Source organism: Pseudomonas sp. TSO6 (assembly GCF_056098905.1).
This window is the reverse complement of the sequence record NZ_JBLZWV010000012.1, coordinates 107,529-122,782: the sequence shown is the minus strand read 5'-3', so window position 1 is coordinate 122,782 and position 15,254 is coordinate 107,529. Positions and strand designations below refer to the sequence as shown.

13 protein-coding genes are annotated in these 15,254 nt (G+C 64.7%); 5 read left to right on the top strand and 8 right to left on the bottom strand.

The window, feature by feature from the left end:
• Nucleotides 1–74 precede the first annotated feature (74 nt).
• Together ACN6NG_RS03595 and ACN6NG_RS03590 are read left to right on the top strand one after the other, a co-directional pair.
• Nucleotides 75–539 (top strand): multidrug transporter, encoded by a 465-nt coding sequence (locus tag ACN6NG_RS03595; RefSeq protein ID WP_474312965.1) that lies wholly within the window; start codon nt 75–77, stop codon nt 537–539.
• A gap of 149 nt (nt 540–688) precedes the next feature.
• A complete protein-coding gene (locus ACN6NG_RS03590; protein ID WP_474312964.1) occupies nt 689–1,501 on the top strand; it encodes an SDR family oxidoreductase in 813 nt (270 codons plus the stop codon).
• A gap of 530 nt (nt 1,502–2,031) precedes the next feature.
• Here ACN6NG_RS03590 and ACN6NG_RS03585 read toward each other — a convergent pair.
• From ACN6NG_RS03585 to ACN6NG_RS03570, 4 genes are all read right to left on the bottom strand, one after another.
• Nucleotides 2,032–3,483, bottom strand: a complete 1,452-nt coding sequence (locus tag ACN6NG_RS03585; protein WP_016497996.1) for an efflux transporter outer membrane subunit — start codon at nt 3,481–3,483, stop codon at nt 2,032–2,034.
• A complete protein-coding gene (locus ACN6NG_RS03580; protein ID WP_049274667.1) occupies nt 3,480–4,541 on the bottom strand; it encodes an HlyD family secretion protein in 1,062 nt (353 codons plus the stop codon). Before ACN6NG_RS03580 ends, ACN6NG_RS03585 begins: the two co-directional genes overlap by 4 nt.
• A 28-nt stretch (nt 4,542–4,569) precedes the next feature.
• Nucleotides 4,570–6,111, bottom strand: a complete 1,542-nt coding sequence (locus ACN6NG_RS03575; protein ID WP_061202744.1) for an MFS transporter — start codon at nt 6,109–6,111, stop codon at nt 4,570–4,572.
• 116 nt (nt 6,112–6,227) lie between these two features.
• Nucleotides 6,228–7,133 (bottom strand): LysR family transcriptional regulator, encoded by a 906-nt coding sequence (locus ACN6NG_RS03570; RefSeq protein ID WP_016497993.1) that lies wholly within the window; start codon nt 7,131–7,133, stop codon nt 6,228–6,230.
• A gap of 270 nt (nt 7,134–7,403) precedes the next feature.
• Between ACN6NG_RS03570 and ACN6NG_RS03565 the strand changes: the two genes are divergently transcribed.
• Nucleotides 7,404–7,850, top strand: coding sequence for a universal stress protein (locus ACN6NG_RS03565; protein ID WP_474312962.1), 447 nt, complete (start codon nt 7,404–7,406; stop codon nt 7,848–7,850).
• A 366-nt stretch (nt 7,851–8,216) separates the two neighbouring features.
• Here ACN6NG_RS03565 and ACN6NG_RS03560 read toward each other — a convergent pair whose 3' ends face one another.
• Genes ACN6NG_RS03560 through ACN6NG_RS03545 form a run of 4 tightly spaced genes read right to left on the bottom strand, consistent with a single transcriptional unit; the run spans nt 8,217 to nt 12,981 of the window.
• Complete coding sequence (locus tag ACN6NG_RS03560; protein ID WP_019473277.1) at nt 8,217–9,077, bottom strand: efflux RND transporter periplasmic adaptor subunit; 861 nt, start codon at nt 9,075–9,077, stop codon at nt 8,217–8,219.
• 10 nt (nt 9,078–9,087) lie between these two features.
• The gene (locus ACN6NG_RS03555) at nt 9,088–9,288 is read right to left on the bottom strand and encodes a DUF1656 domain-containing protein (RefSeq protein WP_009685040.1); all 201 of its coding nucleotides are present in this window, start codon (nt 9,286–9,288) and stop codon (nt 9,088–9,090) included.
• On the bottom strand, nt 9,278–11,455 hold the full coding sequence (locus ACN6NG_RS03550) for an FUSC family protein (protein ID WP_049278174.1): 2,178 nt from the start codon (nt 11,453–11,455) through the stop codon (nt 9,278–9,280). The genes ACN6NG_RS03555 and ACN6NG_RS03550 overlap by 11 nt, the downstream gene beginning before the upstream one ends.
• Nucleotides 11,452–12,981 (bottom strand): efflux transporter outer membrane subunit, encoded by a 1,530-nt coding sequence (locus tag ACN6NG_RS03545; protein ID WP_474312961.1) that lies wholly within the window; start codon nt 12,979–12,981, stop codon nt 11,452–11,454. Before ACN6NG_RS03545 ends, ACN6NG_RS03550 begins: the two co-directional genes overlap by 4 nt.
• A gap of 192 nt (nt 12,982–13,173) precedes the next feature.
• Here ACN6NG_RS03545 and ACN6NG_RS03540 point away from each other — a divergent pair, with 192 nt between their 5' ends.
• Together ACN6NG_RS03540 and ACN6NG_RS03535 are read left to right on the top strand one after the other, a co-directional pair.
• Complete coding sequence (locus tag ACN6NG_RS03540; protein WP_016497987.1) at nt 13,174–14,121, top strand: LysR family transcriptional regulator; 948 nt, start codon at nt 13,174–13,176, stop codon at nt 14,119–14,121.
• Between the two features lie 78 nt (nt 14,122–14,199).
• On the top strand, nt 14,200–15,174 hold the full coding sequence (locus ACN6NG_RS03535; RefSeq protein WP_019473281.1) for a 2-hydroxyacid dehydrogenase: 975 nt from the start codon (nt 14,200–14,202) through the stop codon (nt 15,172–15,174).
• The last annotated feature ends 80 nt before the right edge of the window (nt 15,175–15,254 follow it).

Here is a 15,254-nt window from a genome sequence, read left to right as displayed (position 1 = left end):
CTTCGCGCTTTTGAGCCCTCCCCCATTTCAGGCTACGATGGTCAGACCCCGCGCATTCAAGGTCTGCAAGCCCCATGATCATCGGTGCCTTCCTCATCCTTACCTGGCTGGTACTGCTGTTGCGCTACCCGGCCAAGGCCCTGCCGATCTCGCTGGCCGCCGTATTTGGCCTCGGCCTGGTGGTGCTGTTCGTCGCCTGGCAAGACAACCGCGAAACCTCGCAACTGGCCCGCCTGGACCTGCGCCTTGCCTATGCCCCCGAACAATGCCCGGCCGACCGTGCGTTGCAGGTACACATGAAAAACGGCAACAAGGCCCCGCTGACCGAACTGCGCTGGCGGGTGGCGGCGTATGCACCAGGCGACACGGTGAACCTGGCCGAAAGCACCTACAACGCCCCGCGCTACCGGGGGCCGGGTGATTTGCAGCCGGGGGCCGAGTGGAAGGACTGCCTGCCGTTGCCACCGCTGCGCTCCGGGTACCGGCCACAGACCCTGGAATTTCGTGCCGAGCACCTGCAAGGTACATTTGCCAATTGATATATCGCCTGTACCGGCCCTTTCGCGGGTGAACCCGCTCCCACAGAGATCCCACTGATCTTGAGTTCTGTGGGGTACCTGTGGGAGCGGGTTCACCCGCGTAGAGGCCGGCACAGGGAAACCAATCCTCCTTACAACAGGCCCCAACCATGCCCACCGTCCTGATCACCGGTTGTTCCAGCGGCATCGGCCGCGCCCTGGCCGACGCCTTTCGCGATGCCGGCCACCACGTCTGGGCTACCGCTCGCAAGGCAGAGGATGTTGAAGTGCTGAACGCCGCCGGCTTCACCGCCCGGCAACTGGATGTGAACGACAGCGAAGCCCTCGCCCGCCTGGCCGAAGAACTCGAAACCCTGGATATCCTGATCAACAACGCCGGCTACGGCGCCATGGGCCCGGTGCTGGACGGTGGTGTGGATGCCCTGCGCCAACAGTTTGAAACCAACGTGTTCGCCGTGGTCGGTGTGACCCGCGCGCTGTTCCCGCTGCTGCGCCGCTCACGGGGAACAGTGGTGAACATCGGCAGCGTCTCCGGCGTGCTGGTCACGCCATTCGCCGGCGCCTACTGCGCCTCGAAAGCGGCCGTGCATGCGCTGAGCGATGCCTTGCGCCTGGAACTGGCGCCGTTCGGTGTGCAGGTGATGGAAGTGCAGCCGGGGGCGATTGACACGCAGTTCGCCAATAATGCCCAGCGCCAGGCCGAGCAGGTACTGGCGGCGGACTCACCCTGGTGGCCGTTGCGTGAACATGTCCAGGCGCGGGCGCGGGCCTCGCAGGACAGGCCGACTTCGGCGGCGGTGTTTGCCCAGGGTGTGTTGGCGGCAGTCGGCAAGTCGCCGGTACCGGGGGGGGTGCGGTTGGGGAATGGCAGTACGGCGTTGCCGTTGATGGCAAGGTTGCTGCCACGGCGGTTGCTGGATTGGGCACTGCGCAAGCGCTTTGGCCTGCTGCGCCCGCTCTGAGATCTCGGCTACCTGTACCGGCCCTATCGCCGGCAAGCCAGCTCCCACAGGTATAGCGCTGTGCCTGAGGCCTGCACTTACCCTGTGGGAGCTGGCTTGCCGGCGATGGGCCCAAAGCCAGCTCCCACAGCTAGAGCGCTGTGCCTGAGGTCTGCACTGCACCTGTGGGAGCTGGCTTGCCGGCGATGGGCCCAAAGCCAGCTCCCTCAGGTAGAGCGCTGTGCCTGAGGTCTGCACTGCACCTGTGGGAGCTGGCTTGCCGGCGATGGGCCCAAAGCCAGCTCCCACAGGTATAGTGCTGTGCCTGAGGTCTGCACTGCACCTGTGGGAGCTGGCTTGCCGGCGATGGGCCCAAAGCCAGCTCCTACAGGTAGAGCGCTGTGCCTGAAGTCTGCACTGCACCTGTGGGAGCTGGCTTGCCGGCGATGGGCCCAAAGCCAGCTCCCACAGATATAGTGCTGTGCCTGAGGTCTGCACTGCACCTGTGGGAGCTGGCTTGCCGGCGATGGGCCGCAAAGCGGCCCCTGCCTTTAGGCTTTCTTCGCAGGCTGCTCATCAAACGCCTGCCAACCACCACCCAGGGCCTTGTACAGCCCCACCAACGCCTGCGACACCGCCGCCGAGCTGTCGATCCACTGCTCCTCGCTGGCCAGCAATGCGCCCTGCACCGTCAGCACATTGAGAAAGTCCACCGCCCCTTCCACATACTGGCGCTGGGCAGTTTCCAGGGCGATGCGGTTCTGCCGCACGGCCTCGGCCAGGTGGTCACGGCGCAACTGGCTGGCGTTGTACAGGCGCAGCACATCGTCAATTTCATGCCAGGCACCCAGCACCACCTTGCGGTAGTTCAGCGCCGCTTCCTGCTGCTGCGCCTCGCGCAGCTCCAGGGTGCCCTTGAGCCGGCCGCCCTCGAAGATCGGCAACGACAGCTGCGGCCCGAAGGCAAAACGGCGCGAATCCCAGCCACCGAAATCAGACAACTGCATGGCCTGGAAGCCGACACTGCCCGACAGCCGGATGCTCGGGTAGAAATCCGCCTTGGCCACGCCAATGCTGGCGGTGGCGGCATGCAGGCGGGCTTCGGCCTGGCGGATGTCAGGGCGGCGCTCGGCCAATTCGGACGGCACGCCGATGGCGAACTTCTGCTGCGGCGCGGGCAGCTCGCCGCCCTGCAGCAATTCGGCCTGCAAGCTGCGCGGCGGTTCGGCGGCAAGCAAGCTGAGCGCGTTGATCAGGTCATCACGACGGGCTTCAAGGCTTGGCAGTCGCGATTCGATCGAAGCAACCTGGGCGCTGGCCTGGGCCACGTCCAGGCGCGTGGCAACGCCTTCGGCCTGGCGGTTCTGGGAAAGCTTCAGGCTGTGCTGGGCAACCTTCAGGTTGTCCTGCGTCACATCCAGAGTGTGCTGCACGGCGCGCAGCTGGATGTAATTGCCGGCGGTTTCCGAAAGCAGGGCCAGCAGCACTCCCCGGCGGTCGTTCTCGGCCACTTCGACGGTGGCATCGGCAGCCTCGACCTGGCGCCGCACGCGGCCCCACAAGTCCAGTTCCCAACCGGCCACCAGGTCGCCTTGCCAAAGGTTGTACGCCGCTTTGCCCGCCTTGCCAGACGGATCGCTCAGGCCTTCGGCGCTGTTGCGGGCGCGGCTGTAGCCGGCGTTTGCATCCACCGACGGCACTTCATCGGCGGCCACGGTACTGCGCAGGGCGCGGCTTTGCAGCAACCGTGCACTGGCCATTTGCAGGTCGAGGTTGCGCTCGGCAACGCGCTGGATCAAGGCACTGAGCTGTGCGTCATGGAAGGTTTCCCACCAGCGCAGTTCCAGCGGTTCGGCCTGCGGCTGGCTGGCCGCCGCTTCGCCTTGCAGCGGCGCCCACTGCTGCGGTGCCTGGCTGTCGGGGCGCAAGAAGTCCGGGCCCATGGTGCAGCCGGCCAGCAACACGGCCAGCAGCAACGGGCTCAAGCGTAATGCCGGTTTCATCGTGCGCTCACCTCTTTGCCGTCCAGCTTGTCGCCACGGGTATCGATGGTCGCTTCTACCGACATGCCCACACGCAGGCGGGTGAGCAGCGGCTGGCCGTCATCGAAGACGATCTTCACCGGAATGCGCTGCACCACCTTGGTGAAGTTGCCAGTGGCGTTGTCCGGTTTGACGGCGGCGAAGGTGACGCCGGTGGCCGGGGCGATGCTTTCCACATGGCCTTGCAGCTTTTCGCCGGAGAAGGTGTCGACGCTGATGCTCACCGGCTGGCCAGGCTGCACGTGGGTCAGCTGGGTTTCCTGGAAGTTGCCGACCACATAGGCCTGTTGCAACGGCACCACCGACAGCAGGCGGGCACCCGGGTTGACGTAGGCGCCTATGCGTAGTGCGCGCTCGCCGACCATGCCGTCCACCGGCGCAGTAATACGTGTGTAGGACAGGTCGAGCTGGGCCTTTTCCACGCCCGCTTCGGCACGTTTCAGCTGGCCATCGGCGCTGGCCACTTGGGCCGTGAGAATGTCCACCTGCTTGCGCGCCGCCACTAACGCTGCCTGGGCATTTGCCAGGCGTGCGCGTGCCTGGTCTACACCGCTGCGCGCCTGCTGGGCGTTCTGCACGGTACCGGCGCCCTGCTCGGCCAGGCGGCTGTAGCGGTTGACCTCGTGGTCGGCGAACGCCGCTTCGGCCTGGGCGGCTTTGACAGCAGCCTCGGCCTGGGCAATCAACGATGCCTGGCGCTCAAGGGTGGCGCGGGCATCGGCGCTTTGCGCCTGGGCCACCAGCAACTGCGCCTGTGCGGCGTCCAGGGCGGCCTGGTAATCGCGGGGGTCGATGGTCGCCAGCAACTGGCCGGCCGTAACCTGCTGGTTGTCCTCCACCAGCACTTCCTTGATAAAGCCGGCCACCTTGGGCGCGACCACGGTGTAGTCGGCGATCACATAGGCGTCGTTGGTGCTCTGGCGATGGTCGCTGCCAAACATCCAGGGGCCGACGATGCCAGCCAGCACGGCCACGGCCAGCACCGAGCCGATGAACAGGGTTTTGCGGTTGTTGGTCATTTCAGGTGTTCTCGAATTCATCCAGGGTTCAGGCCACCGCACGCGGCGGATAGACCCGGGTAGGCACGAAAGGAATCAGGCAGATCAGGGCCACGGCAATGCAGGCCATGACCAGGTACAGGTCGGCGGAAGTGAGTACCAGCGCCTGGTCGTGGATGCGCCTGGCCAGGCCGGCAGCGCTGTCGTCGACCAGCGGGGCGTTGCCCAGGCTGTCCACCAGGTGGTTGGAATGGAAGTGCCGGCGCAGGGTGCCAAGGGCATCCAGCAGGCCACCGGCGATCACTGCAGCCAGGCCTTTCACGGTGTTGAACCAGCTGGATGCGAACGGGCCTTCCTGCGGGGTCATGCCGTTGGTGGACAGCATCAGCAACGGCAGCACCGCCATCGGCTGGCCGAACACCTGCAGCAGGTAGAACGGGTAGAAGTCGCCACGGATCCACTCGCTGGTCATCAGGCTGCTGCCGATACAGGACACCGCCAGCATCGCCAGGCCGATGCCCAGCACCCAGCGGCAGTCCACCGCGCGGATGTTGCACAGCGCTGCGGTCAGCGGCAGGGCGATCAGCTGCGGCATGGCCACCAGCATCATCAGCGGGCTGGTCTGCGCAGGGCGGTAGCCCTGGATCTGCGCCAGGTAGGCCGAGGGGATGCTGCCCACACCCGACAGTACGATCAGCACACCGGCCAGGGTCACCAGGGCAAAACTCAGGTTGCGCCGCTTTAGCATGCGCAACTGGAAGAACGGCAGCGGCTCGGACCACTCGTTGTACATGAACAGCACCAGCAACAGCAGGCCACCGCCCAGCAGCCAGCAGATCAGCGGCGAATCGAACCAGCCCCAGCGGTCGCCCAGCGACAGGCCCAGCACGATGCAACTGATGGCCGGCAGCCCGAGCAGTACGCCACGCCAGTCAAACTGCTTGAAACGCTCCAGACGCAGCGGGTCTTGCGGCAGGCCCCAGCCGACGCAGACGATGGCCAGCAGCGAGGGCAGGATGATCTGCCAGAACGCCCATTGCCAGCCGACGTACTCGGTCCACAGCCCCGCCAGCGGCGTGCCGAGGTTGGGGCCGAAGGTGGCGGTCAGGGCGTAGCAGGCCAGGCCGTAAACCTTTATACCCGGCGGCAAAAAGCGCAGGGCCACGCTCATCAGCATCGGTGGCAAGGCCCCCGAGGCAAAGCCCTGCAGCACCCGCAGCAACATCAGGCTGTGCAGGTTGGGGGCGAACGGTTGCAGCAGGCCAAGTACGGCAAACAGGGCGATGGCGCTCATGGTGAAGCGCCGCAGCGAGAAGGTGGTGGCCAGCCACGGCGCAAAGGCCATGGCCGAGACCGAGGCGGCGCTGTACACCGCCAGCAACCAGGCGCCTTCGTCGGCACCGATGCCCATTGCACCGCGGATATCGGCAAGGGAAATCTTGGTGACCGACTCGTTGAGGCCTGCACACAGCACGGCCAGCAACACACCGAACAGCCCGACCACCACCTGCAGGCCAAACGCCGTCTGCGCAGGCGCGGCCGGCGCGGGGGCGGCGGCCAGCGCCGCAGAGGGCGCCGTCAGGGAAGTCATGAGAATACATCTCCAGCAACAATTTCAGGGCTGGGGCAAGTTTAAGAAGGTCGAATGCTGACGAAAACTGACTTGTCGGTAGTTTTATATTGCGTCAGACGCAATCCATGCCTTAATCACGGGTCTATGCGGCCACACGCTTTCAACGTCTGGCGCAACCAACGGTGCGCAGGGTCGTTGTCGAAGCGCGGGTGCCACGCCTGCATCACATTGACCTTCTCCAACGGCACCGGGATCTCGAACGAGCGCAATGGCAACTTCAACCGCTGCACACTGTTGAGGATATTGGCGGGTATCGGCAGGATCAGGTCCGAATCCGGCAGCGAGAACATCGCCGAGTGGAAGCTGGTGGTGATCAGGGCCACGCGCCGCTCCACCTTGTGGTTGGCCAACGCCACATCGATCGGCCCGTTGGCACGGCCGCGTCGAGACACGCTGATCTGCGGGTAGGCGGCAAAACGCTCAGGGGTGATGGGGGCGTCGAAGATCGGGTGCCCCACACGCGCCAGGCCCACGAAGTAGGTGTTGAACAGGCTCTGCACCTTGATTTCCGGGCCCAGTTCAATGGCCGAGCTGATGATCAGGTCGATATGCCCGTTGCGCAGCACTGCATCATCGTCACCACTGCCCTCCGGGACAAACCGCAACACCGTACGCGGCGCCTGGGCCAGCATCATGCGCAGCAGCTGGGCGCCATACAGGGCAATGAACAAATCGTTGGTGCGGATGTTGAAGGCACGGTCCAGGTTGACCAGGTCGACATCATCACGGCTGCGAAACACCTGCCCGGCCTGTTCTACCAGGCCATGCACCTGCTCGCGCAGGGCCAACGCGCGCGGCGTCGGCACCAGGCCACGGCCGGCGCGCACCAGGATCGGGTCACCCAAGGCATCGCGGATACGCCCCAGTGTCCGGCTCATGGCCGCCGGGCTCAGGTTCATGCGCTGCGCTGCGCCCACCACGCTGCCCTCGTCGAGCAAGGCATCGAGGGCGACGAGCAAGTTCATGTCCGGGAGTTGCATGGCCGTTTTCCGTTACAGCTGCGGGAAACGCGATGGTAGCAGGTTGGTGGATTGCATCAGACGCAATGCGCTCTTGCGTGGTGGGGCATTTATTCACTGAGTGGACTGAGCCAAGAATGTGGGATGGCAGGTTCGCCCTCTTCGCGGGTAAACCCGCTCCCACAGGGACTGCGCAGGTTTGAAATACTGTGGAGTACCTGTGGGAGCGGGTTTACCCGCGAAGAGGCTAGAACAGGCACCCATTCAGCCAGCCTTGTACAAGGATCTTCAATGCCCAGCCCCATCCTGATCGCCATCGACGCCTCCCCCGCTTCCAGCGCCCTGCTCACCCTCGCCCGCCGCTACTGCCGCCCCGGTCAACACGAACTGCACGTGCTGCTGGCCATCGATTCCACCTTCGCCGTGCATGAGCAACCTGCGCCCTACACCGCCGAGGAACTGGAGGAATACCCCGCCGCCTGCGAGGAACAGCAGCATGCCGACCACGCCGTAGCCGAGGCCGTGCGCGAGCTGCAGCAAGCCGGCTTCACCAGCCAGGGCTGCATGGTGGCCGGCCAGCCGGTTGACGCGATTGTGGCCAAAGCGCAGGAATTGAACTGCGAACTGATCATCATGGGCCACCGCCACCTGTCGCGGTTGGGGCGGTTGCTGGACCCGTCAATCAGCGCGAAGGTGATTGACCGGGTGCAGGTGCCGGTGTTGGTGGGGGTGGCATAGGGGGCTTTTGAACGGGTTGTGGTTGGTAGGTGCATGTATCGAGGGGTGTGGCGCCCTTGAGATCGAGCGCCGCCCGCGCGGCGCATCGCGGCTAAAGCCGCTCCTACATTTGTTGCAACGTGCCATGGGCTGATAGGCCATGGTTGCCAGCCTTGTTAGCACGACGAGGTATTGCGGCTGGCGCTGCTGGCGCCCTGCCTCTCTTCAGTCATGCGCCAAGGCGAACAACCATGGCCTGACTGGAACGGCACGTTGCAACAAATGTAGGAGCGGGCTTGCCCGCGATGCGCCGCGCGGGCGGCGCTCGATCTCAAGGGCGCCACACCCCTCGAGACATGCACTTACCAGCCCCAACGCCACCCCAACTCACCCCTCGCCAGGCTTCACCACCACCGTACACGTCGTCCCCGCCGCCAGCAAAAACCCTTCCGGCACTTCATCGATGTGAATACGTACCGGCACCCGCTGCGCCAGGCGCACCCAGTTGAAGGTGGGGTTCACGTCGGCGATCAGCTCGCGGCTTTGTGGGTTGTCGCGGTCATAGATACCGCGGGCGATGCTCTCTACATGCCCTTTGATGCGCTCGCCGCTCATCATCTGCAACTCGGCCTGGTCACCCACCTTCACGTGGGGCAGCTTGGTTTCCTCGAAGAACCCGTAGACCCAGAACGAATTTTCGTCGACCACCGCCATCACCGCCTCACCCGTGCGCGCGTAGTCGCCCTTGTGGATATTCAGGTTGGTCACATAGCCATCCACCGTCGCGACGATATGGGTGCGCTTGAGGTTCAGCTCGGCTGCCGCCAGTTCAGCAAGGGCTTGCTGGTAATCGGCCTGTGCGGAGTTGGCGATGTTGCTGGCGTCGTCGCGGTTTTCCTTGGAGATCACCAGGTTGTCCATGTCGGCACGGCGCTTGGCGTTGACCTTGCGCATTTCCCAGGTGGCCTTGCGCGAGGCGACCATGGCCTTGGCCTGGTCGACCGCCAGTTGGTAGTGCTCGGGGTCGATCTGGATCAGCAGGTCGCCCTTCTTCACCCGCTGGTTGTCCTTGACCGGCACATCCACCACGTAACCCGGTACGTCGGCGGCGACGTTGATGATGTCGGCGCGCACGCGGCCGTCGCGGGTCCAAGGCGTGGTCATGTAGTGCAGCCACAGCTGGCGACCGATGGCCACGGCAGCGACCAGCACCAGCAGGGTGGCGATCAGGCTGAAGAACTTTTTCATCGAAGGTTTCTCACCAGTAGACAGTAAGCGCCATGGCGCCGAACAGGCAGACGAACAGGCTCAGGCGCAACAGCGCCGGGTGCCAGAAGAAGCGGTAGCCATCATGGCTGGCGATGAACCGGTCCAGGCCCCAGGCCAGGCCAAGGGCGAACAGGAACATCAAGGTCATGGTGGGCATGTACACGCCATGGAAGGCGATTTCACGGGGCATGGTGCAATCCTTTCGCCGGTGCCAGTGGCGACTGTGGGTCCAGCAAGGAGGAACGGATGAAGTGCAGGTAGCTTTGCGCGCGGCGCAGTACCGAGGTGTCGAAGTGCCGGGCGAACGGTTCGTCGGTGGCCTGCACGCGGGCAATGGCATGGTCCACGGCGACCAGGGCGCGTTCGTGGTTGCTCGCACTGGGTTGCAAGAACAACCGCGTCAGGGCACGGCCCATGACGCGGATGGCCTGGCGCCACGGCTGCGACTCGGCGTAGGCCGGGTGCACCGGTGCGCGGGCTTGTTCCTTGCGCAGCTCGATCACGGCGTGGCCGATTTCCAGCACGGTGAACATCCAGCCCATCAGCTGGCTCTGCACCTGCGGCTTGCCGGCCGCCAGGCCATAGGCCTGGTGCAACAGGTCGCGGGTGCGGCTTTCGAAGGCGGTGCCGATGCCGCGCAGGCGCCCGCTGATGGCAAACAGAACCTGCTCGCGCAGCTCTTGCTCCAGGCGGCTCCACAACCAGCGGCTGTTGGGCGGCAGGATGATCGCCCCGGCGGCGGCACAGACGAACATGCCGATAACCATGCCGATGTAGTCGTTGATGAAGGTGTACGGGTCATACACCGTCAGGTTGTTGGGCACCGAGCCAATCGCGAAGAACACCAGCAGGCCGATGCCGTAACCGGCGTAGGCCGGGCGTGACGAAAGAAACGCGCCCAGCACGAACACCGGCGCCAGCACCATGCACAGCAGCGGAAAGCCGTCGATCCAGGGGAACACGAAGAAGGTTTCGAAAAAGCCGATGAAAGCGCCGATGGCGGTGCCGCAGGCCATCTGGAACGACATGCGCTTGGGGTTCGGCGAGGCCGCCGAAAGGCCCACGGTGACGGTGGCGATCAGGGTCATCATGGCGCCACTGGGCCAGTCACTGAGCAGCCAGTAGCTGCCCAGCAGCAACAGCACCGCCGAGGCGCGGATACCCGCAGCCAGCGACACCAGCCAGCTGGTCTGCGCCACGTAGGGCTCGTCCCACTGCTCGCGCTCGTGCTTGTGCGCAGCCAGCGAGGCGTGGGTTTCGGCGTAGCTGTACATCTCGTCGACGAAGCGGTACAGCAGCTCGAACGCGGTGTGGAAGTCGAGCAGGTCGGATTCGCTGGGGTCGGTTGCCAGGTACTCGGCGCGCAGGCCGCGCACCTGGGCTTGCAGGCCTTCCTTGTAGGCCGCCAGCTCCAGGGTCAGGCGTAGTGCATCGGCGTCGGTCAACGCCCGGCCCACGTAAGGCTGCAGCAGCTCCACCAGGGTGTTCAGGCCCGGCTCGATGGCACTGACGATCTGCAGCGGGCCACGGGCACGCAGGCGTTCAAGCAACCGATGCAGCGCATTGAAGCGTGTGGTGATGGCCATGAACTCACTGTTCATCCGCACCAGTCGGCCACTGCGACGGCGCATGTGCGGGTCTTCGAAGGCGGTGACGTTACGCAGGCTCTCAAGGCCCACCGCCTCGGCAACGAAGCGCACGTTGCTGCTCTCGAAACGGTCCTTCTGGCTATCGCCACGCAGCGCCTCGACCACTACCCCGGCAAACACGCCAAAGCGCTGGTACAAGGCATTGCGCATGGCGGCACTGGCCGACTGCGGCAGGATTGCGGCACTGACGAAGGTCGACACCAGAATCCCCAGGGCAATTTCCAGCACCCGCCATACCGCGGCCATGAACGCCTGGTCGGGGTGCTGCAGCACTGGCAGGCCGATCATCGCAGCGGTGTAGCCGGCCAGCACAAAGCCATAGGCGCGGAAGGTGCGGTAGCGCATGGCGCCGGCCGAGCACAAGCCCACCCACAGCGCCAGGCTGGGCAGGAACAGTTCGGTGTTCTGCGGGAAGATGGCGATCAGCGCCACCATCATCGCCGAACCGGCCAGGGTGCCGAGCACCCGGTAGAAGCTCTTGGCGAACACATGCCCGCTTTGCGGCTGCATGACGATGAACACGGTGATCATCGCTGTGCGCGGTTGCGGCAGCTCCAGGCGCATGGCCAGCCACAGGGTGATGAACGCGGCGGCCAGCACCTTGAAGATGTACACCCAGGTCACGCCGTCGGTGCGCGCCCAGGCAAAGAAGCCCCGGCGCCATTCCAGGCTTTGCAGCCAGCGCACGGGCAAACTGGAAGTGCTCATTCGGCGTTATCCGGCTTCTTGTCGAAAATGGCCAGGGTGGCCGGGGTTTTCGGCGCGGCCTGGCGTTCCTCTTTCGGCGCATCCTGACCGGCCTGCAGGCCACCACCCAGGGCGGTGACCAGCTCGGCATGGGCGATCAGGCGGGCGGCCTGCACCTGCTGCTGCACCTGTTGCTGGCGGAACAGCAAGGTCTGCGCGTTGAGCACGTTCAGGTAATCGGTGAGGCCGCGTTGAAAGGCGACCATGGCGATGTCATAGGTTTTCTGCGCAGCAGCAACCGACTCGGCAGCGAAGTGCGACTGCTCTTTCATCGACTCGCGGCGGATCAACTGGTCGGAGATGTTCTTCAGTGCCCCCACCACGGTCTGGTTGTAGCGCGCCACGGCCACGTCATACCCCGCCGAGGCCACACCCAGTTCCGAGCGCAGGCGACCACCGTCAAAGATTGGCAAGCTGATGGCCGGGCCGACGTTGTAGTTGAACTTGCGCCCGGTCAAAAATTCCAGTGGGCCACCGCCAGTGGCCATAAAGCCGAGGCTGCCAACCAGGTCGACGTTGGGGAAAAAGCCGGCGTGGGCGACGTCGATACCTCGCGCCTGGGCGGCCACCTGCCAGCGGCTGGCGACCACGTCGGGACGCTGGCCGACCAGTTCGGCAGGCAGGTTCGATGGCAGTTTCAACGGCGCGGCCAAAGCCAGGGCCGGGCGCTGCAATTGCGCGCCCTCCCCCGGGCCCTTGCCGGCCAGTGCGGCCAGCTGGTTGCGGGTCAGGGCAATGCCTTCGTTCAGGCTGTCGAGCTGGCGGTGGGTTTCTGGCAGCGGCGCTTCGGCCTGGCTGACTTCGAAATGGGTACCGATGCCGGCATCCAGGCGGCGTTTGGCCAGGGCCAGGATCTGCTCCTGCTGCTCCAGTTCGGCCTTGACGATATCGCGCTGGGCAAAATGCAGGCTCAGCTGGATATAGGCGCGCACCACGTTGTTCTGCAGCTCCAGCTGCGCCTGGCGGGCTTCGGCCACGCTCATGTGTGCCTGGTCTACGGCCTGCTCGCTGGCATTGCGCTCGCGCCCCCACAGGTCGAGGGCGTAGCTGAAGCCGATGGCAGCGTTGTTGTCCCAGGTGTTGGCGCCCGACAGCGCGCCCGGGCCGTAGAACTGGTCTTCAGGCCAGTTGTGGCGCTTGAGCGTGGCCTGGCCATTGCCCTGGAGCTTTTCCGCCGACTCGACCACGCCAGCCATGGCCTTGGCCTCACGTACCCGCGCTGCGGCCATGGCCAGGCTCGGGCTGCCGGCCACGGCCAGGGTAATCCAGCGATCCAGCTGCGGGTCGCCATAGGCGTGCCACCACTGCTGGTTTGGCCAATGGGCGTCGGTCGCGGCTGCGCGTATGGCCGCGTCGGTGGTCAAGGTATTGGCTTGCAGCGTCTTGCTTTGCGGGGCGATGCCCCAGGTTCCGATACAGCCACTCAAGGTGAGGGCAAGGGCACAGGCACTGAACGCATTGAGCGTTCTGATGATGCGACGCGGCACAGCTGCGATTTCCCGAGGAAGAGGTGAAGGGGGCTGGGCAATTCTAGGGGGCGGCAGCACTGGCGATAAGCGCAGATTCCTGCGAATCTTTGTTACCAAAACAGCGATAATCCTCCTTTGGTCGAAGGCAACTTTTCAGCTTTTCTGCGTTACTTCGTGACACAATTTTGTCCTCTACATCGAGAGTGACCCATGGACACCCTGCAAAACATGCGTGCTTTCAGTTGCGTAGCCCAGCTTGGCAGCTTTACCGCTGCTGCCGCGCAACTGGATACGACCACCGCGAACGTGTCGCGGGCGGTCTCCAACCTGGAAGCCCATCTGCAAACAAGGCTGCTCAACCGTACCACCCGCCGCATTGCGCTGACCGAGGCCGGCAAGCGCTACCTGATGCGCTGCGAACAGATTCTTACCTATGTGGAAGAAGCCGAAGCCGAAGCCAGCGATGCCCATGCCCGCCCGGCCGGGCAGCTGAAGGTGCACTCGATGACCGGGGTGGGCCAGCACTTCGTGGTCGATGCCATTGCCCGCTACCGCGAATCGCACCCGGACGTCACCTTCGACCTGACCATGGCCAACCGCGTGCCCGACCTGCTCGACGAGGGCTATGACGTGTCCATCGTGCTGGCCACCGAACTGCCCGACTCGGGGTTCGTGTCCCAGCGGCTGGGCATCACCTACAGCATCGTCTGCGCCTCGCCCGACTACATCGCCCGCCACGGCAGCGCGCAAAAGCCCGCCGACCTGCTCAAGCACGCCTGCCTGCGCATGGTCAGCCCGGTGATCCCGCTGGAAAAATGGCTGTTCGACGGCCCGGAAGGCCAGGAGATGGTCAACATCACCAGTTCGCCGTTCATGGTCAATACCGCCGATGCCATGAAGACTGCGATCCGCAGCGGCATGGGCGTAGGCGTGCTGCCGATCTATTCGGCCATTGATGGCCTGCGTGATGGCAGCCTGGTGCGGGTGCTGCCCGAATACCGCCTGCAGGAGCTGAACCTGTACGCCATCTACCCGTCGCGGCAGTACCTGGATGCCAAGATCAAGACGTGGGTCGAGTACCTGCGCAACTCGCTGCCGGAGATTCTCGCGGCCCATGAGGCGGACCTGAAAACCCATCAGGTGCTGATCGCCAACTAAAAAGCTGCTGCATTGCGAGGGTGGACAATGGTAGGTTGCTAACCATTACCTACCCCCGCCTTGCAGAGAAGTTGCCCGATGAAAAAGACCGTCCTGGCCTTCAGCCGTATCACCCCGGCCATGGCCGAGCGCCTGCAGCAAGACTTCAACGTGATTTTGCCCAACCCCAAGCTGGGCGACATCAATGCCCAGTTCAACGAAGCCCTGCCTGAGGCCCACGGCCTGATCGGTGTCGGCCGCAAGCTGGGCCGTGCGCAGCTTGAAGGCGCGGCCAGGCTGGAGGTGGTGTCCAGCGTGTCGGTCGGCTACGACAACTACGACCTGGACTACTTCAACGAACGCGGCATCGCCCTGACCAACACCCCCGACGTACTCACCGAAAGCACCGCCGACCTGGGCTTCTCGCTGGTCATGGGCTGCGCCCGCCGCACTGCCGAACTGGATGCCTGGACCAAGGCCGGCAACTGGCAGGCCACCGTGGGCCCGGCCCACTTCGGCAGCGATGTACATGGCAAGACCCTGGGTATCGTCGGCATGGGCAACATCGGTGCCGCCATTGCCCGTCGCGGCCGGTTCGGCTTCAACATGCCGGTCATCTACGCGGGCAATAGCCGCAAGACCGCGCTGGAGCAAGAGCTGGGCGCGCAGTTCCGCAGCCTGGAGCAGTTGCTGGCAGAAGCGGACTTCGTCGTCATTGTGGTGCCATTGTCCGACGCCACCCGCAAGTTGATCAGTGCGCGTGAACTGAAGCTGATGAAGCCAAGCGCGTTCCTGATCAACATCGCCCGCGGGCCGGTGGTGGACGAAGCCGCGCTGATCGAAGCGCTGCAGAACGGCACCATTCGTGGGGCAGGCCTGGATGTGTACGAGAAAGAGCCGCTGAGCGATTCGCCGCTGTTCAAACTGCCCAACGCGCTGACCTTGCCGCACATCGGTTCGGCCACTGCCGAAACCCGTGAGGCCATGGCCAACCGCGCGATGGAAAACCTGCGCGCGGCGCTGCTGGGTGAGCGGCCGCGGGACCTGGTGAACCCGCAGGTGTGGAAGGGCTGATAGTTATTCGTTGCCTGCACCGGCCTCTTCGCGGGTAAACCCGCACCCACAGGTACCCCACAGCCCTCAGGACCTGTGCA